This is a genomic window from Paenibacillus radicis (ex Gao et al. 2016) (genome assembly GCF_014641555.1).
GTDB classification, from domain to species: domain Bacteria; phylum Bacillota; class Bacilli; order Paenibacillales; family Paenibacillaceae; genus Pristimantibacillus; species Pristimantibacillus radicis.
Window position 1 is genome coordinate 1 of record NZ_BMHY01000009.1, and the last position, 15,988, is coordinate 15,988.

General features: G+C 49.0%; 19 protein-coding genes. 5 read left to right on the top strand and 14 right to left on the bottom strand.

What is annotated here, in order from left to right; translation table 11 throughout:
- Nucleotides 1–319: 319 nt before the first annotated feature.
- The 3 genes from IEX98_RS20290 to IEX98_RS20300 are packed head-to-tail and all read right to left on the bottom strand — an operon-like array spanning nt 320 to nt 3,646.
- Nucleotides 320–1,477, bottom strand: a complete 1,158-nt coding sequence (locus tag IEX98_RS20290) for a hypothetical protein (protein WP_188891035.1) — start codon at nt 1,475–1,477, stop codon at nt 320–322.
- Entirely contained in the window at nt 1,470–2,951 is a 1,482-nt protein-coding gene (locus tag IEX98_RS20295) for a sensor histidine kinase (protein WP_188891036.1), read from the bottom strand. Before IEX98_RS20295 ends, IEX98_RS20290 begins: the two co-directional genes overlap by 8 nt.
- Nucleotides 2,948–3,646: a winged helix-turn-helix domain-containing protein gene (locus IEX98_RS20300; protein ID WP_188891037.1), complete on the bottom strand. Its 699-nt coding sequence runs from the start codon at nt 3,644–3,646 to the stop codon at nt 2,948–2,950. The genes IEX98_RS20295 and IEX98_RS20300 overlap by 4 nt, the downstream gene beginning before the upstream one ends.
- Nucleotides 3,647–3,855: 209 nt before the next feature.
- On the opposite strand from IEX98_RS20300, the gene IEX98_RS20305 reads away from it, so the two are divergent.
- The gene (locus IEX98_RS20305) at nt 3,856–4,692 is read left to right on the top strand and encodes a M15 family metallopeptidase (protein ID WP_188891038.1); all 837 of its coding nucleotides are present in this window, start codon (nt 3,856–3,858) and stop codon (nt 4,690–4,692) included.
- Nucleotides 4,693–4,737: 45 nt separating this feature from the next.
- Here IEX98_RS20305 and IEX98_RS20310 read toward each other — a convergent pair whose 3' ends face one another.
- Genes IEX98_RS20310 through IEX98_RS20320 form a run of 3 tightly spaced genes read right to left on the bottom strand, consistent with a single transcriptional unit; the run spans nt 4,738 to nt 8,421 of the window.
- Nucleotides 4,738–5,880 carry a Ger(x)C family spore germination protein gene (locus IEX98_RS20310; protein ID WP_188891039.1) on the bottom strand — a complete coding sequence of 381 codons (1,143 nt, stop codon included), beginning with the start codon at nt 5,878–5,880 and terminating at the stop codon, nt 4,738–4,740.
- Complete coding sequence (locus IEX98_RS20315; RefSeq protein WP_188891040.1) at nt 5,877–7,322, bottom strand: spore germination protein; 1,446 nt, start codon at nt 7,320–7,322, stop codon at nt 5,877–5,879. The genes IEX98_RS20310 and IEX98_RS20315 overlap by 4 nt, the downstream gene beginning before the upstream one ends.
- Nucleotides 7,309–8,421: a GerAB/ArcD/ProY family transporter gene (locus IEX98_RS20320; RefSeq protein ID WP_188891041.1), complete on the bottom strand. Its 1,113-nt coding sequence runs from the start codon at nt 8,419–8,421 to the stop codon at nt 7,309–7,311. Before IEX98_RS20320 ends, IEX98_RS20315 begins: the two co-directional genes overlap by 14 nt.
- A gap of 111 nt (nt 8,422–8,532) precedes the next feature.
- Between IEX98_RS20320 and IEX98_RS20325 the strand changes: the two genes are divergently transcribed.
- Nucleotides 8,533–8,751 carry a hypothetical protein gene (locus IEX98_RS20325; protein ID WP_188891042.1) on the top strand — a complete coding sequence of 73 codons (219 nt, stop codon included), beginning with the start codon at nt 8,533–8,535 and terminating at the stop codon, nt 8,749–8,751.
- Between the two features lie 82 nt (nt 8,752–8,833).
- On the opposite strand, the gene IEX98_RS29575 is transcribed toward IEX98_RS20325, so the two are convergent.
- Nucleotides 8,834–9,010 (bottom strand): GNAT family N-acetyltransferase, encoded by a 177-nt coding sequence (locus IEX98_RS29575; protein WP_188891043.1) that lies wholly within the window; start codon nt 9,008–9,010, stop codon nt 8,834–8,836.
- A 265-nt stretch (nt 9,011–9,275) separates the two neighbouring features.
- Here IEX98_RS29575 and IEX98_RS20335 point away from each other — a divergent pair, with 265 nt between their 5' ends.
- Nucleotides 9,276–9,779, top strand: coding sequence for a C40 family peptidase (locus IEX98_RS20335; RefSeq protein WP_188891044.1), 504 nt, complete (start codon nt 9,276–9,278; stop codon nt 9,777–9,779).
- A 73-nt stretch (nt 9,780–9,852) separates the two neighbouring features.
- Here IEX98_RS20335 and IEX98_RS20340 read toward each other — a convergent pair whose 3' ends face one another.
- From IEX98_RS20340 to IEX98_RS20350, 3 genes are all read right to left on the bottom strand, one after another.
- Nucleotides 9,853–10,431 carry a hypothetical protein gene (locus IEX98_RS20340; protein ID WP_188891045.1) on the bottom strand — a complete coding sequence of 193 codons (579 nt, stop codon included), beginning with the start codon at nt 10,429–10,431 and terminating at the stop codon, nt 9,853–9,855.
- Between the two features lie 266 nt (nt 10,432–10,697).
- The gene (locus IEX98_RS20345) at nt 10,698–11,210 is read right to left on the bottom strand and encodes an acyl-CoA thioesterase (protein WP_188891046.1); all 513 of its coding nucleotides are present in this window, start codon (nt 11,208–11,210) and stop codon (nt 10,698–10,700) included.
- Between the two features lie 2 nt (nt 11,211–11,212).
- Nucleotides 11,213–12,196 carry a nucleoside hydrolase gene (locus IEX98_RS20350; protein ID WP_188891047.1) on the bottom strand — a complete coding sequence of 328 codons (984 nt, stop codon included), beginning with the start codon at nt 12,194–12,196 and terminating at the stop codon, nt 11,213–11,215.
- Between the two features lie 201 nt (nt 12,197–12,397).
- Here IEX98_RS20350 and IEX98_RS20355 point away from each other — a divergent pair, with 201 nt between their 5' ends.
- Together IEX98_RS20355 and IEX98_RS20360 are read left to right on the top strand one after the other, a co-directional pair.
- Nucleotides 12,398–12,709, top strand: a complete 312-nt coding sequence (locus IEX98_RS20355) for a hypothetical protein (RefSeq protein WP_188891048.1) — start codon at nt 12,398–12,400, stop codon at nt 12,707–12,709.
- A 96-nt stretch (nt 12,710–12,805) separates the two neighbouring features.
- A complete protein-coding gene (locus IEX98_RS20360) occupies nt 12,806–13,447 on the top strand; it encodes a metal-dependent hydrolase (protein WP_188891049.1) in 642 nt (213 codons plus the stop codon).
- 69 nt (nt 13,448–13,516) lie between these two features.
- On the opposite strand, the gene IEX98_RS20365 is transcribed toward IEX98_RS20360, so the two are convergent.
- The 4 genes from IEX98_RS20365 to IEX98_RS20380 form a co-directional block, all read right to left on the bottom strand.
- Nucleotides 13,517–13,789 carry a HesB/YadR/YfhF family protein gene (locus IEX98_RS20365; RefSeq protein ID WP_188891050.1) on the bottom strand — a complete coding sequence of 91 codons (273 nt, stop codon included), beginning with the start codon at nt 13,787–13,789 and terminating at the stop codon, nt 13,517–13,519.
- A gap of 62 nt (nt 13,790–13,851) precedes the next feature.
- On the bottom strand, nt 13,852–14,622 hold the full coding sequence (locus IEX98_RS20370) for a metallophosphoesterase (protein ID WP_188891051.1): 771 nt from the start codon (nt 14,620–14,622) through the stop codon (nt 13,852–13,854).
- Between the two features lie 124 nt (nt 14,623–14,746).
- On the bottom strand, nt 14,747–14,923 hold the full coding sequence (locus IEX98_RS20375) for a hypothetical protein (RefSeq protein ID WP_188891052.1): 177 nt from the start codon (nt 14,921–14,923) through the stop codon (nt 14,747–14,749).
- Nucleotides 14,920–15,936 (bottom strand): TIR domain-containing protein, encoded by a 1,017-nt coding sequence (locus tag IEX98_RS20380; protein WP_188891053.1) that lies wholly within the window; start codon nt 15,934–15,936, stop codon nt 14,920–14,922. The genes IEX98_RS20375 and IEX98_RS20380 overlap by 4 nt, the downstream gene beginning before the upstream one ends.
- Between the last annotated feature and the right edge of the window lie 52 nt (nt 15,937–15,988).

Consider the following 15,988-nt stretch of genomic DNA (forward strand, 5'->3'; position numbering starts at 1 on the left):
TGAGCTTTTCTTCAAGCACCTGTTATTTGTAGGGTAAAACTCCGGATTACGGGGGCCTAACCGCTTTTGCATTTTGACACGATAAATCATAGAAAAAACCTTTTACAAACTGCAGATTTGCATTTTGATCCATTCCAGCATGTAGCTCGCCAGCATGAATAGGACCTGACAAGAGGATGAGCGGAGCGGTTTGAGTTCAGGTTGCCATTTTGAAGATTCCATCCATTGTTCATCGCGAAGACGATGAGGTCAAGGAATCAAGAACGGCAGCATGAACCAAAACGCGCAGCGAATCCATTCTAGCAAGGTTAGAATACTGCTACTTCATGCGGAACTGAAAAACATTGCTGCCCGTACTTTCATCCGTTACAGCCAGCAGCGTCTCTCCGTCTGCGCTCCACTGCAGCGAATGGATATAGCCCAAATTGTCGTAGACGGTAAATTCATCCGTCAACCCCTTATCGTCCAACGTGGCCGCCATCACTCTGGACCGGCCATCGCCTCTGGCCGTATAGGCCAGCATGTTGCTAACCGGATTATATGTCATCTGATCATATAGACCTTCTTTTAACAGCTTAGGCTGCCCTTCACTAGTAACGGAATAAATGCCTTCTACCCCGCCAATTCGCCCGGATAACGCAACATTGCTCTTGCCCCATGGCCGAATGTCGTAAATATCGCCGACGACTCCATTGACCGCTATCGTCTCCATCGCGCCCGAATTCAGGTCAATGTTATAAATTATATCTTCTCCTTCACTATCCGTTGTTGCTGGACGATAAAACGGCATGAAGACATGTGTCCGGTCTGGCGAAAGCGCTAGGGTCATTAACTGTTTTACAAACGACCCGGACAATTGATCCTTTTTAGGTATATTCATTCTATAGTCCTCAACCTTGGCAATCAGACGACTCTCACTCGTCTCCAGATCACGGACACGAATGTAATTGTGATAGAGCTCCACAGAATGCCGATCATCGGGCATGAGCGTCCAATTGCCCCACTCCGTCCATCTTCCTTTCTCTCTTTTCTCGGCAGCGTCGTACCAGACAGTCTCAGGCTGATTGTCGCGAAAGGTTTGGTACAGGATGCTGTTCCCATCCGGCGATGCCACAATATGAACGACATCTTCCTTCTCTACTAATGGAATCAGGCTGTTTCCCGCCAAGTCAAAGATCGACAGCGCGCTGCCGCTAGACTTCTCATCCTGTTTTTGCGACAAAACGAGTACGGTCCCATTTCTCAGCGTTTGCAGCTCATATATCGAGTCAGGACTATACCGTTTAATCATCCGGTCGATCCGGTTCAATCCGTTTTCTTCAAACAGCGAACGATCAAGTATGATGGTCTTATCCCGGTTCATCGCACGCAAATACCATTCGCCCGCACCTAGGAACAGTGCAGCTACCAGGACTGAAAGTGCCGTCAACACCATCAGCCGACCCCAGAACGAGTCCAAACGCCCCTGCTTAGACATTCAGAACGCCTCCTAATTCCATCGTTACGCAAGTGCCTTTGCCCGGAGCGCTTTCAATCACAACTTGACCGCCATGCCGCTGGGCAATTGTCTGGACGATCGCAAGACCCAATCCGGCACTGCCCCTCTCCTCATCTGAGTTAGCGCTTGCCAGTCGATAATACGGCTCGAACAGATGCGAGAGATTCTCCTCCGGAATACCCGCTCCTTGATCTGCTACCCGGATAAGGCAGCGGTCAGCGCCATTACGGCTAAGCGCCACTGTAATCTTCGAATGTACACCGCCATATTTAACCGCATTGTCGAGTACATTAAGCAGCATTTCGCGCAGCTTTTCCCGGTCTCCCCGAATATACAGCGGTTCTTCATCCGCAAGAAAGTGTATTTGAATCCCATACTTATCGCCCCTGACAGCCATGTCTTCGCATACGCTGCCTGCAAGTGCGGACAGTCCGACACGTTCAAAACGGTACGCAATCTGCTCGGAGCCAGCCGTAGAGAACAGCAGAAGCTGAACGACCTTCTCGTTCAGCCGCTTGCTCTCATCAATAATGTAGCGCATACCCTTATCAAAAAACGGTTTGTCCTGAAAACCGTTCTCCTCCATAATTTGCGCGTACCCGCGTATCGTCGTAAGCGGCGTTTTTAACTCATGCGTGACGTTATCGAAAAATGTTTTGCTCATCTGCTGCGTGATCTGCAGCGCATCGCGTTCCCGTTCAATCATGGCAATTTGCTCTTGAATTTGCTCCATCATCAAGTTATAGCCTTGCGTCAACTCCATAATTTCGTCATTTCCTCCGCGCACCGGAACAGGCTCGTAAATGCCTTCAGCAACCCGCTTCACACTCTTCGCTAGCCTGGCTACCGGCTTTGTAATCCGATTGGCTAACAACCATGCGGTCAAGAAGACGAGTACGAAGATTGCGACCGCAAACCAGCGGATCGCGGTAAGAAAACGGTTCGTGAACGCATCAAGCTCGGAGTAATTTTTCTTCAGATGAACAATACCGATGAGCTTGCCGTTTGATTCGACAGGACTGGAGAGGCTGACGACGGAAGACGAACCGGAGCGAATAACCGAATAGGCGATCTTGCCGCCCATCGATTCAGCGAAATCATCTGAAGCAGGAAGCTCCTCACTGTTTAAGCGGGACAGCCCCTTCCCCTCCGCATCATATACCGAGATTGGAGCGCTGACGGACGCGCTTAATTCCTTAACCAAGCTATCCGCTTCTGTCTGGAAAGACTGCTGATCCAGCGTTACATTTTTGCTCAAATAATATTGGCCGATATACAAATCGATAGACTTCTTAAGCTGAACGACGTCTTGATTGATAAGACGGGATACATTCTGCTCCGTGATCGTAACCGATACGAGAAGCAGCGACAGCAATCCGGCGAATACGACCAGCGTAAAGGAAAGCAGCATTTTGTGCCGGATCGTCAGTCTCATTCCGGAAATCAGCTTCATGGCAGCTTGTACCCTACGGCAAAAATCGTCTCGATAATCGACTCCTCCCCTTCGCGGTCCAGTTTTTTGCGAAGTCTCTGAACATGAATATCTACCGTCCGCGTATCGCCCGGGAAATCATAGCCCCAGACATGGTCCAAAAGCTGCGCCCGGGTAAACACGCTTCTCCGATTCTCAGCCAAAAACATCAGTAAATCGAACTCTTTGCTTTTCAGCTCAACCTTTTCCCCATCCTTTAATACGACTCTTTGCCGCTTAATAAGCCGGATGTGATCCTTTATATCAATCGAAGCCTCCGCTTCGCCTTTTGCCAGCGCGGTGGCGAGCTCTATTCGACGAAATACTGCTTTAATTCGCACGATCACTTCCCGCACGTCAAACGGCTTCGTCATATAATCGTCGGCGCCCATCTCCATGCCAAGTAATTTATCCACCATATCCGATTTCGCCGTTAACATAATAATGGGAATGTTCCATTTCTCCAACGAGGCGGTTTTGCAAAAGTCGAATCCGCTCAAGTCTGGCAGCATGAGATCCAGCAAAATAAGATCGGGCTTCTCCTGCCGCACCTTCTCCTCCGCCAGACGCCCCGTTCCGGCATGAATTGCGGAATAACCTTCTCTTTTAAGCGCGTAGATCAGCAGCTCCGCCAGCGCCGTTTCATCCTCTACGACCAATATCGTTTGTTTTCGCATGAAGCCTCCATGAAACTTTGAAATAAACTTTGTATCCATATTAGCATGACCGTATCGGAATCTCTTCGTATCATTCGCCATTTCGAATGATTTTACAATTTGGATACAACTTGGCGGCTTTTCGATTACATTTGCGGGTTGGATAGAAACAAGCAATCGGTAAACTTCTCTTATTCCGGGAAATCCCCAACGATAAAAGGAGAAGTCAAATGTTAAAAAGAATTATGCCATCATCCATCGTTATTATCATCGTCATCCTTATGTTGTCTGCCTGCGGCAGCCCCAAGCAAGAGCTGCCAGCGGACAACACCGCCGGGAATTCACCCGTTACAGAGAAACCTTCTTCGAATGCAGGCAGCGGCAACGTGCCGAATAAGCCGGAAGGGGACAAAAACGAACAGACGGGATCGAATAAGCCAGACGGCCAGCAAACACCCGAAGACATTGCGACAGTCGCTCATGCAGAATCCGTCACCGTGCTGGTGAACAAGCACAATAAACTGCCGGAAGACTACACCCCGGCAAATCTCGTATATCCCGATGTAAAGTTCACGTTCAATGAACGTATTGATAAACGCAAGATGGTGAAGGAAGCCACTGACGCGCTAGAGCAATTGTTTCAAGCGGCGAGTAAGGACGGGCTGCCGCTAGCCGGCGTATCCGCCTACCGTTCGCACAGCAGGCAAAAACAGCTGTTCGAAGGTTATGTGCAAAAAGATGGACTGGAGAAAGCCCGTACCTATAGCGCTTTTCCGGGGACAAGCGAGCACGAGACAGGACTCGCGATTGATGTTGCCGGAGCTGACGGCAAATGCAGCGCATCCGACTGCTTCGCAGATACGGCTGAAGCCGGTTGGCTTGCGGACCATGCCCATGAATATGGATTTATTATCCGGTATCCCAAAGACAAAGATGACATTACAGGTTATAAGTATGAGCCTTGGCATTTAAGATATGTAGGACTGGATGCCGCTTCGGACATGCATGAGAGCGGGTTGACGTTCGAGGAGTATACGGATTCGGTTAAGGCCGCGGTACACAAATAAATGAGTAAAGAGACCGCTCCTGCTCGCTGCGGTCTCTTGCTCATGTTACGTAATGAAATTCGAATGATCGATTCTCGTATGCACTTCAATCTTCGGCTGTATGCGGCTGTATTGCTCTGGCCAGTCCTCTTTCATCGTTTTCCAAACCTGCGGATGCTTGCGGTGAATCCATTCCCCGACGCCTAGTAAATCCGTATGGCGTTTCTGAGTGTAACGAATGAATTTACGGATATCTTCTGCAATTTTTAGGTTTAATTGATCTTCCCAGGCATGAATCATCACTGGCGTAATGTCAAATTCCTTGCATGGCATATCTGTAATCGTCAAATCGGCGTTAATGTCGAAGGAAACTTGGGGTTGCCGCTTCGAATCGAGGGTCACATGCATTTTCGAATTATTATTAATATTTTCGAACGAAATTTGTTGACCGGAGCCACAAGGTATTTTTTCAAGAGAACCCGACATCTGATTGCTCGCTCGCATAAAAGCTTTCGTTTGACCCGGCGACAGAGTCCCGGCCAGGTGATCCTTTTGAAAAATATATAAGCCTGTCGCTTGAAGAATACGCTTATTTTCCTCCGAGTCTTTAACCTGCAAGATTGCCGGGATTGCGATATCCCGAAACTCATTGATGTAATCTCTATATACGTCAATAAGAGACACTTTCATCGTCATTGCGGTCGCTTTGCCGTTTTCGGCCAATCCTTTGAGAACTTGGGACGTAATCATCGAATTAGGAGCTGACATTTGGAGCCTCTCATATGCCTTTCCCTCCGTCATATAGAGCAGCGTCGAGTTGCGGAATTGTCTTAAACGCCGGATCGACTCTATATGCGGAGACAAGCCATCCTTCATGACATCTTTGCTGAACAGAATAACAGACGTATGTCCCCACAAAAGCATGCGGTCGGATTTATTTCTCATTAATCGGGCAGCTTCGAATGCATTCTCTCCCTCATGGGATAAATAAAAACTATCGCTTTGCATCCCTTTGGGCTGTTGTCCGCCGGTTACGATTTTGGCTATCTCCGCCGTCACACGAATCGGGGCATTCTCCCCTTTATCGATCGCAATAGAATGGACAATATGAATCTCATTCAATTCCAGGCTTCCGTCGCAGGCGCCAATAAGCAGAACAGCCACAGACATCGCGAGCAATCCCAGCAGTCTAAACTTGCGGCTGCTCATCTTCGTGTTCCTTCCCGAAATCTCCGTCGGCGGAGCGGATGGAATAAGCCGGGACGCTTATTGTTGAATGTACTTGGCCTTCTAATGACGATATCCGCCAGCTGCTCAAAGTCAAACGGAGCAGCCGGCGACAAGTACGGCACGCCGAATGATCGCAACGAGGCCAAATAGGTCATGAGCATAATAACGGCTGCTACGATACCGACATATCCTAGCACGGAAGCCATGAACGTTATGCCGAATTGAATAATCCGAATGACATAATTTATCGCGGTGGAAGGCAGCGTGAAGGTAGCGATACCTGTTAAGGCCGCTACAATGACCATAATGGGCGATACGATTCCGGCTTGTACGGCTGCTTGACCGAGAATCAAAGCGCCTACGATACTGACTGCCTGACCGACTTGCTTAGGCATACGGACTCCCGCTTCCCGCATAATTTCGAAAGCGATCATCATGGCGAAGCTTTCAATAACTGCGGGAAAAGGAACAGGCTCACGCGCAGATGCAATGCTTTGCAGCAGGGAGGTGGGTACAAGCTCGTGGTGAAAAGTGACTGTCGCCACATAGAAGCCGGGCAGCAGCGCGCCGATAAAGGCGCACATCAATCGCATGAAGCGAATGCTGGAGCCGATATAATAATTCCATGCATAGTCCTCGCTGACTTGAAACGCCTGAAGAAATACGTACGGCAGCATCAGCGCAAAAGGCGAGCCTTGAATGATGATCGCGATACGCCCCTCTAGCAGAGCGGCGACTACTCTGTCCGGCCTTTCGGTCGTCTCGATGAGCGGCAGCAGCGTCCCTCTATTGTCGACGATCCATTCCTCCACTGTGTTATCTCCGGGGATAATGTCGACAGGAATTTCCTGAAGCCGCCGATGAACCTCTTCCAGAAGCGCAGGATTTGTTAATCCTCCGATGGAAATGACCGCCATCGTTGTCCTGGTAACGACGCCCGCATCCTTAAATTCGATTTTCAAATCAGGAGACGGACAATGATAACGGATTAAGGCTAGGTTATTGCGAAATGATTCGGTGAATCCGCTGCGGGCCCCCTTCACCGCTGCTTCACTGACAGGCTCCTCCACACTGCGCAGTTGAACACTCAGCGTATCAATTGAAATGCCGTACTGCTTATTGTGATAAAGCAGTACCGTATTGCCGCTGGCCAATTCTTTCGCAGCCTCGGAAATGGTGCGAATTTCAGATTCACTCGTTACTGTCCGCAGCAGTGAAACATGATCGGGGTAAAAGGCGTAAACCTGCCGCAGCATCTCCTCGTTAGCGAGGCCGGTCAAATGGCAAATTGTTATCTGTCCTTCCCCATTTTGCCCCTCGATATCATTCATCATTAAATCTTCCGTATGGTACATTCGCTCAGATAATAGCTGTTTATTTTCTGCCATATTTGATGTGAACCGTTGTTCATCCGCTTCCATAAGATTTCTCCTCCGGGATCGAATTTTGTCTCGCAGCTGCAACAAGGAACAGCACAATAGGCAGAACCAATTGAAAAATTAAAAAATACCAAGCTTGCCGATCGTACAGGCTGCTCATCTCAATGAGTCCCCATATTTTAAACCGGGCACAAATGACGACGGCAACTGCCAGCGGCGGAATAAACAGCCTCGGACGGCTGATATGCAGCCATTCGGTGAGCGCTTGAAGCGCGGACCAGAAATAGACCGTTACTTTGACGAACGAGCTCATTACCCATATCGCGATCAGGATCGCGTCAAGCCTTTCGATATCCCGAAACAGCTTAATATTTTGAATCAGGCTAACGATGGGGTACGTAAAGGTGCTCGCCCCCTTCCCGCCAAAAACAACGATACAGCCTACAACGGCCATCATCAGCAGCGCAAATGAAATCCCAATGCCTATAATGGCATAAGGGACCGTTTTCTTCGTCCGTTTCACATATTGAATGATCATCGATATAAACATCATGTCACCAAACCAGGAGATAACCACAAAGCTTCCCTTAAATGAACTCCAAAATCCGTTCTCCATAACCGGAAGCAAATATTCGAAGTGATATTGACTAACGAGCAAGATGTAAATAAACAAAAAGGTCATGACGGATATGCCAAGTATAAGCAGCGCTACGCGGGCAATGACCTCCAAACCGTGAAATACGGCATATGCGCACATAATGATGCCCACGATCATATAGCCGTTTTGCGGAATCATTGGATTGAGTGCAATGATGAAAAACTGGGCGTATTCCCGCAGTACCCAAGACGTAATGTCCAGAAAATAAAAGAAGAACAAGAACGAGAAAAGTCCCCCGAGCCATCCGCCCAGCACTTGCCTGGAGATCGCAATGATGCTTTTACCCGGATACCATTTATTTAATTGTAGAAAAACAAGCACATTCAAAATGCCCACCACGCCGCCAAGCAATACGAGGACCCAGGAATCCCTGCTCGCATATTGCGTCAAAATCGCAGGAGCATATAGACTGGCGGTACCAACGGTGGAAATCACGAGAAGAGCCATCATCTGTTGATTCGAAATGGTAGTTTGACGCATCATAGTGAAATTATCCCTTTCTTAATAACCTCAGTCTGTCCCCGGCGCTGTAAATTATTCACGTTATAAAGCCTTCAATCGGGGAACAATGGTAGCAGTAAAGGAGGGCTGAATATGAAGTCGAAAGCCTATGTGTGGGCGTATATTCTTTCAGCCTTCTGGCTGCTGGCACTGCTGCTGTATATACCTCATAGTGCCATGTATTTAAGCATTTCCAAGCTTCCCTGGGCCTTTCTAATTGTTAACCTCGTAACACATACCCCTATTCTGTTGTCGCTCCTGTTAGCAGACTGGTATACCAAAAAACAAAAGAAGCAAAATGAGAATAGCTAAATATGAAGCTGCCCAAATAAAAAGGGAGAAACCGATTCAATAGCAACCGGTATCTCCCTCTTTCCTATCCCTTTTATTACGCTTAGGATAACGAAAACTCTCTGGCTGCTTCTGCCATTTTCAAAAACAGCTGTTTGCCAATTCCTATACTCCGATGCTCTAGCGAAATAAATAACTGATCTAATAACACGTAGTTATATGTTTCACCAAAAGGCTCCCGATTTATTGTTTCAAAACCTATTAATTCATCAGGACCCATTATTATACATGGATAATCTATTCAATTTCACCTGCTTTTCTTACAAAACGTTAATAGCAAACCCTTACAATGATGATTTTGTCAATTGGTCCAAAATTAATGATCTTTCATTTTATTTTAATAATGCAGATTTAGTCCATATTTCATAAGGTTTCAACTTCCCATTAGTAAATAATGCCTGTTTTTGCTGTGTTATGCTAGCTCTAGTTAAATCAGCAACTAGACTTCATGCCTACTTGGCAAACATACTTAGGAGGTTCTCCCTATGAAAAGAAACACAACCCCAAAAATGATTAAAGTTATCGCCGGTGTCGGCATCAGCTTATCGATTGCATTCAGCGGCGCGGTTATCGCAGCTCCACAACAGGCGCATGCAGCAGTCAGCAGCAGTACGAAAGCAAATCAAATTATCGCCACAGGCAAAACCCTGCTCGGCAAACCATATAAGCACGGCGCAACAGCTGGCAGCACGTCCTATTTCGACTGCTCCTCGTTCACACAATATGTTTTCAAAAAACATGGAGTCAGCCTTCCCCGCTCCTCCCAGCAGCAATCAAAGGTCGGCAAGTTCGTATCGAGAGCCAACCTGAAAGCCGGTGATTTGATATTCTCCGATACGAACCGTGACGGCGTTATCAATCATGTTAGCATCTACATGGGCAACAACAAGCTTCTTCATACGTATAAAGTTGGCGTTGGCGTCACGATCTCGAACTTTAGCGGCAGCGCGTGGGACAAGACCTACGTTACGGCACGCCGCGTCCTGTAGTTATTCAGCTTTAAACAATCCGACATAACGATAACAAATAACCTCCAGGACCTGGGTCCTGGAGGTTATTTGTTTAATGATCGTCTTTCGCTGACTCATCATCCTTTTCCTCCTGCTGCTGGACAGCTTCCTCACCATCTGGCGGCGGATCTGAAACAGGGGGCTTGGTCTTCAACGTCTCTGCGATCCTCTGCAGCCGGTTAAATTCTTCATAAAGGTGCAGCAGCTCTGCCTCCTTCGCTTCCATCTGAAGCGACAATTCATTGAGTAAAATCCGCAAGCTTTCCTCATCATATTCAACCTGCTTCGCTTCCTCAGCAACGGTAGCGAATCCGTCTGTACGCTTTATATACCTGCTGCAGCCGAAGGTGACAATTGCCCATTCGTCCGCCTCTTTGCGGCCCAACTCCTTATAAATATCGACGTAACCGTCAAATACCATATTGATCATTTTGCGGTAATCCCAATTCACAATGGCAAGGCTCTCCTTAGCGCGGCTTACTGCCAGCATAAGCTGGAAATCATTCAGCTTGCCGCGTTCCTCCTCTACCCGCTCTATTTCATGAACAAAGTAAGGGTATGCCTTGCGAAACAGTTCGGATACCGTTGCAAATTCTTCTTGTGTGATCATCTTCGTATCTTCCGCTTCCATTGCTCTCATTCCTCTCTTGCCGATAAGTCCATTATAATAACTTTCGCAGCAAGAGGCCAATTTGAGCGCCAGTACTTATGACTTTCTTTCCCGGTTCGTATATAATAGAAGAATAGCTAGGCTAGTCCAAGAAAGTTGGTGCATCATATGAATGGCCGCAGAGCGGTATTCACGATTCTGGGCATTTGCGCAGCGCTTGCCTTAGTCGTTTACACTTTGATTCAACTCGTAATAAAGGCGCAGCCATAGGCTGCGCCTTTATTTTTTTATATCCAAGGTGGTGTTACGGTCAAATAGCCGGCGAATTTTTTACTTTCTTCTCTTCGCTGACGGCGCATCTCGGAGCGCTGCGGAGCTGTCTCGAACAGCTTCAGCTCTTCTTCGGATTCCGGAATAACCCGCGGCACCGGAATCGGCTTGTTATTCTCGTCCAGCGCCACGAACGTTAGAAACGACGTCGCCGCAACCTTCCGCTCACCGCTCAGCAAATCTTCTTTAATCACCTTGACGAACACCTCAACAGACGTTCTGCCGTTCCAAGTAACGTACGACTCCAGACTCACATAATCGGTAGGCCGGATCGGCTGCAGAAAGTCAACGGAATCCGTAGATGCCGTAACGACCGTACGGCGGCAATGCTTCGTAGCCGCAATTGAAGCGATGTCGTCAATAAATTGCATAAGCTTGCCGCCAAATAATGTATTGTGATTGTTGACGTCTGTCGGGAATACACGGGACGTCTTGTAGCACCTTGATTCGCGTGAATAACGTTGCTCCATGACTATACAGTCCTCTCCGCCGCAGCAGGAGCGGCAAATACGGACAGCAGCTGACTGAGCGAGCGTTCCTCTTCAACCTCCAGGCAGAAATCAATTTCTCTGCCGATAACGGAATTGAAACGGCGATCGGTAATAATCATACCTGCGGTCAGATCATGCCCGCAGTCGATTACCGCCTTCAGTGTTTGTGTCCGTACGAGTGAAGGATCAACGGCAACCAGCACGGCAAGCGGATCATGCATCGCACAAGCGCCCAGGAAACCATTTGACTCCCCGTAGAATTGAATATAGCGGTCCATCGACTGCTGCAGGAACAGGGCAACATCCCGCTTCTCAGATGGCGCGTTCTGCAGCAGCTGCTCCAGATGCTGACGCGTCAGCTTTACTTTCATCGTTACGTCCAGGCCGACTACTGTAATTGGCAGCTCGGAATTGAACAGAACAGCTGCCGCCTCCGGATCACCCCAGAAGTTGGCTTCACTGACCGGCGTGACGTTGCCCGGCGCAAATACGGTGCCGCCCATAATAACAACCCGGTTGATCAGCTTCGCAATCGACGGATCCTTTTGAACCGCAGCTGCTACGTTGGTCATTCTGCCTACGGGTACGATGATCAGTTCGCCAGGCAGCTCATGCGCCTTACGGATAATGAAATCGTCTGCCGACTCTTCAAGGGGCTTCTGCTCGGATTTTGGCAGCTCCACATCGCCGATTCCGTTATTGCCATGGATATGCGGCACTGGTCCGCTATAATGGCGTGCCAGCGGTTTTGCGGCGCCCATTGCAACCGGCACCTCATAGCCGCAATTGGCCAATTTTATAAGACGCAGTGTGTTTTCCGTCGCTTGCTCTACCTCGATATTACCGAAAACCGTGGTAATGCCCACGAGTTCAATATCCGGTGAAAGCAGCGCGTATAATACCGCCACCGCATCGTCAATTCCTGTGTCTACATCCAGTATGATTCTTTTTTTTCTGTCCGTCATATGTGTTTGGACTCCTCTCCTATGTATGCCTCCATTGTATACGATGCAAGCATGGTTTCCAAAGGAAATCGTTGCTTGCAATCCAACGGCTCGGCCATTTCGTGAACCAGCTTTAGTTCGAAGCGAGGCGGACCTATCCTCCGTCCCGTCAAACCATGTTATAATATGCTTCATATTATCACTAATAAGGGGAACGCTCAAATGAACGCCAATGAACGGGATCAATTTATTATTGACGCCTACCGCCGAGACGAACAGACGATGATCCTCGTTTTCGCACAATGGTGTGTCAACCATGGACTCGAGGCCGCCGAACTATACGCTCGTGCTTACCCTCGCCAGCCAGACAACGCCGCACTCCAAGAGGCGCTCGCGCTTACCGCTCCTCGCGAGGAAGCCGGCGATATTGATGACGATACGGTGCTTCAGGTGCTGTCTTTGTTCGACAACGAAGAGCTTGCATTCATCGTCACTGAAGAAATCAGCGCCCGACTGCAGCGCCCACGCGAATAGCTAGTTGCCGGCTCCCTATTGTTTTCTCCCTTATTATGACGTTATAATAGGGATGCGAACATACGTTTGACGCCATAGTCAGTCACGGGAGGCAATATGAAAGGCTCTACTCATTTGGCGATCGGAGTCGCCATCGGCGCTGCCGCCGCCGTTTATTACCCATTCTCGGCTATGAATGCCGCCGTCTACGTTGCAGTAGCCGGTGTGTCTGCCCTCAGCGCGGATTTGGACGGTCCTAGCATTCTGAGCTCCAAGCTGAGCAAGCTGTCGAAGCTCATCTACTCCCTCATTCAAGGAGGCGGGTGGCTGCTCGTAGGCGCTGTCGCCTATTTGTATGCCGCCGACCAGTATTTCAACATGAAGCTGGCGATCTTTTCCGTTGCCGTCGTATTGGCCGGTTTGTTTGCCGGACGCGGAACGATACGCAACGCCTTGGTTACCGCCGTTGGCTGCGGAATGATGTACGCCGGATTTATGGCGAACATGACTTGGCTTATCGGTTTTGGCCTATTTGTCGGCATCGCGCCATGGCTGAAGCATCGCGGAATGACGCATACGGTATGGGCGGTGATCGCCTGGGGCGCCATCGGGCTCGGGCTTGAGCGCGAGCTTCAGCTGGAAGGGCTGATGCGAATCGCTGTTCTCGGCTATCTCTCCCACCTAATCGCTGACACGCTAACGCCAAGCGGCGTGAAATGGTTCTACCCGCTATTCAAAAAATCGATCAAGCTGCGCTAGCTTGCGCAGCCGCAAGAAAAAGGCTTTTCTCAAGGGATCATACACAGTCCCTGTGAGAAAAGCCTTTCTTTATTTAACGAAGACGATATTTTCATTGCGCAGATCAATGGTCAGATCCTTGCCGTCCATATACCAAGCGTCGTTCTCTTCCATGTAAAAATGAATACCATCCTGCACCGTGCTAACTGCCGGGTATCTTGCTGTATCTTTCATGATGCCGAACGAAAAGGCATCCTCTCCTCCGCCGCTGTACCGTACGTAAATACGTACGCTGTCCGCTGGCTTGAAGCCCCATTCTTCCATAAAACAAGCCGTTGCAGCTGATGTTACGCTCATTTTCATTCTGTTCACCCCTTCCGATGCTGTTATACGTTCATGATAAGCAAGGCCAGATGGCCATCAAGCTATAACTCGTGTATCGTCACTTCGCTGCGAACGAGAAAGCGGGCATTAGGTCCAGCCTGGCTGATTCCTTTGGATATGTAATAAGCGCCCTGCTCCCCTTCATGCAGCCCTTTCACGATACCGGCGGCTGCCAGCTTTCCCTTGTTAATGTAACGGAATAGAAACGGTACGTTAAATTGCATGCCGTGAAAATGTCCAGCCATCAAATACTTATAACGATGAGTTAGCTGAAGCACCAGATTCGGGTCATGGGTTAGCACGATAATGGGCTTGCCCCGGTTCGCGCCTTGAAACGCTAATTTCGGTTTGCTCTTCTTGCTGCCAGAATCGTCAATACCGACTAACATAAATTCACCTGCATCGTAGCTTCGATTGCTTAGCAATTGAACACCGGTGTCTTTCATAAGCTTGACTAGCTGCTTCATTTGCCCCGCGGCCAGCCGGTGATCATGATTGCCAAGTACAGCAAATACGGGAATGCCGCAGCCGGCGATCGCTTCCAGATAAACACGGACCTTCGGCAAATACTTGCCATTTTGCGTAAAGTCCCCGGTAATAAAAATATACGATGGACGCTCTGTCTCAATCAATCTTTTTATTCTCGCGGCGCTTATTCTGATTTTCTCTACATGCAGATCGCTAATATGCAGCACTTTCATCCCAAGACCTGCCGGGTACTGAACCCGTTCGACCTTCAGCCATTGGGTCGGAAATATAAACAGGAAGTAAAGCAGCGCAACCGCTAATGCTGCCGCAATCATATAGACCATCCACGTATCACCCTATCAAAAGCATACCTTATCGCGGCTGCCCATTCAAGACACCGCCCCTCGCAAGCGAATCGCATCAAAAAAAAGCCCCGGAGCATCCCGGAGCTAATCATTCAAGGTTCGATTATAGAAATGAGGGCTTTTTATAAATTGCTTTGCGTTCCAGCACCACTGTATATTCCCGGTCTCGACCGTCAACCGACGGCGCGACGAATACCGAATTGGATTGCTGTTCGCCACGGGCAGGTTTGCGAATAAGTCGGGCAGTGTGGTTCTCACGATTTCCTCTGCTCTTGTTCATTGTGAATCGCCTCCCAGCAAATAGTTCACGGTGTCCATTAATTCGCTGTTCCGTTCGGCGAGTATTCCAAGCTCCTCGTCTGTTACGGTGCGTGCTCCAGCCAAATGAACGGTTACGACAAAATCCTTACCCACAGGATAACACAGTAAATAACCAGCCGCAACCAGCTTTCCCATTCGCAAGAAGCGCATCGTGCTATTCAAGAACGCGTCCACTACGAGAACGGGAGACTCTCCTTCTTTTTTCCCTTCATTCGTATGATACGGGAAAAAGCGCCCTTTGCCGACATTGCCGGCAATTTGCCGCATGCCATCCAGATCAGCCTGCCATAACGCAGCGCCGGTTACACGGTAGCCTTCCAGCGGAGAGGCATCGTAACCATTGCGAATGGCCTCGTACAACCGCTCATACGGGTGATGCTCATGCTCGCTGAACGTGTTTTGGTTGAATGCTATAAAAAAATGCAGCAAGCTTTGCTTGCGCTTCAGCTCGGATTCATAGGCTGCGGCCCGAATGGCTGGATCTGGAAAATGCCCCTGCGCCCGAATTCGATCGGCAATCTCATCGCAGGCCAGGTTGACTGCGGCGTCGAAATTGCCATCGGAACGCTCCTCGTAGCGGAGTACGGTCAATCCCAGCAAATCAGAAGGCAGATGAAACTCATCGATAGCGATCCCTTCCCGTTCCGATGATACTTGCTCCGGTATGAGAAAAAACACGCGGGTTCGTTTCAGCCGTCCCCAGAACATGCCCATCTCAAATACCGTATTGTCCCTTGGCGCAAGAAAAGCTTTGCCTCTCATCATGACCAGATCATCGGCTGCCAGTACGAAGACCGCATAATCGCAAGTCTGCAGCTGGCGCTCCAGCGCCTCGATCGCGTAATCATTAGCTTTGAAAGCTCCCGCATGCCAAGGCGTAACCTCCGCTACACGGTTCAAAGCGCGATGAATCGCGTTCACATATTTGATTGCTTCCCTGGATGATCCAATAAACAGCTTTGGCTTCGTCACGTTCGAACTCCTTTGCAGCGGCAGTTTACGTTTCATTATACTAGCAAAATAA

Coding starts and splice junctions, on each gene's coding strand:
- IEX98_RS20290 (WP_188891035.1), bottom strand. CDS start 1,477: ATGTCTAAGCAGGGGCGTTTGGACTCGTTCTGGGGTCGGCTGATGGTG.
- IEX98_RS20295 (WP_188891036.1), bottom strand. CDS start 2,951: ATGAAGCTGATTTCCGGAATGAGACTGACGATCCGGCACAAAATGCTG.
- IEX98_RS20300 (WP_188891037.1), bottom strand. CDS start 3,646: ATGCGAAAACAAACGATATTGGTCGTAGAGGATGAAACGGCGCTGGCG.
- IEX98_RS20305 (WP_188891038.1), top strand. CDS start 3,856: ATGTTAAAAAGAATTATGCCATCATCCATCGTTATTATCATCGTCATC.
- IEX98_RS20310 (WP_188891039.1), bottom strand. CDS start 5,880: ATGAGCAGCCGCAAGTTTAGACTGCTGGGATTGCTCGCGATGTCTGTG.
- IEX98_RS20315 (WP_188891040.1), bottom strand. CDS start 7,322: ATGGAAGCGGATGAACAACGGTTCACATCAAATATGGCAGAAAATAAA.
- IEX98_RS20320 (WP_188891041.1), bottom strand. CDS start 8,421: ATGATGCGTCAAACTACCATTTCGAATCAACAGATGATGGCTCTTCTC.
- IEX98_RS20325 (WP_188891042.1), top strand. CDS start 8,533: ATGAAGTCGAAAGCCTATGTGTGGGCGTATATTCTTTCAGCCTTCTGG.
- IEX98_RS29575 (WP_188891043.1), bottom strand. CDS start 9,010: ATGGGTCCTGATGAATTAATAGGTTTTGAAACAATAAATCGGGAGCCT.
- IEX98_RS20335 (WP_188891044.1), top strand. CDS start 9,276: ATGAAAAGAAACACAACCCCAAAAATGATTAAAGTTATCGCCGGTGTC.
- IEX98_RS20340 (WP_188891045.1), bottom strand. CDS start 10,431: ATGGAAGCGGAAGATACGAAGATGATCACACAAGAAGAATTTGCAACG.
- IEX98_RS20345 (WP_188891046.1), bottom strand. CDS start 11,210: ATGGAGCAACGTTATTCACGCGAATCAAGGTGCTACAAGACGTCCCGT.
- IEX98_RS20350 (WP_188891047.1), bottom strand. CDS start 12,196: ATGACGGACAGAAAAAAAAGAATCATACTGGATGTAGACACAGGAATT.
- IEX98_RS20355 (WP_188891048.1), top strand. CDS start 12,398: ATGAACGCCAATGAACGGGATCAATTTATTATTGACGCCTACCGCCGA.
- IEX98_RS20360 (WP_188891049.1), top strand. CDS start 12,806: ATGAAAGGCTCTACTCATTTGGCGATCGGAGTCGCCATCGGCGCTGCC.
- IEX98_RS20365 (WP_188891050.1), bottom strand. CDS start 13,789: ATGAAAATGAGCGTAACATCAGCTGCAACGGCTTGTTTTATGGAAGAA.
- IEX98_RS20370 (WP_188891051.1), bottom strand. CDS start 14,622: ATGGTCTATATGATTGCGGCAGCATTAGCGGTTGCGCTGCTTTACTTC.
- IEX98_RS20375 (WP_188891052.1), bottom strand. CDS start 14,923: ATGAACAAGAGCAGAGGAAATCGTGAGAACCACACTGCCCGACTTATT.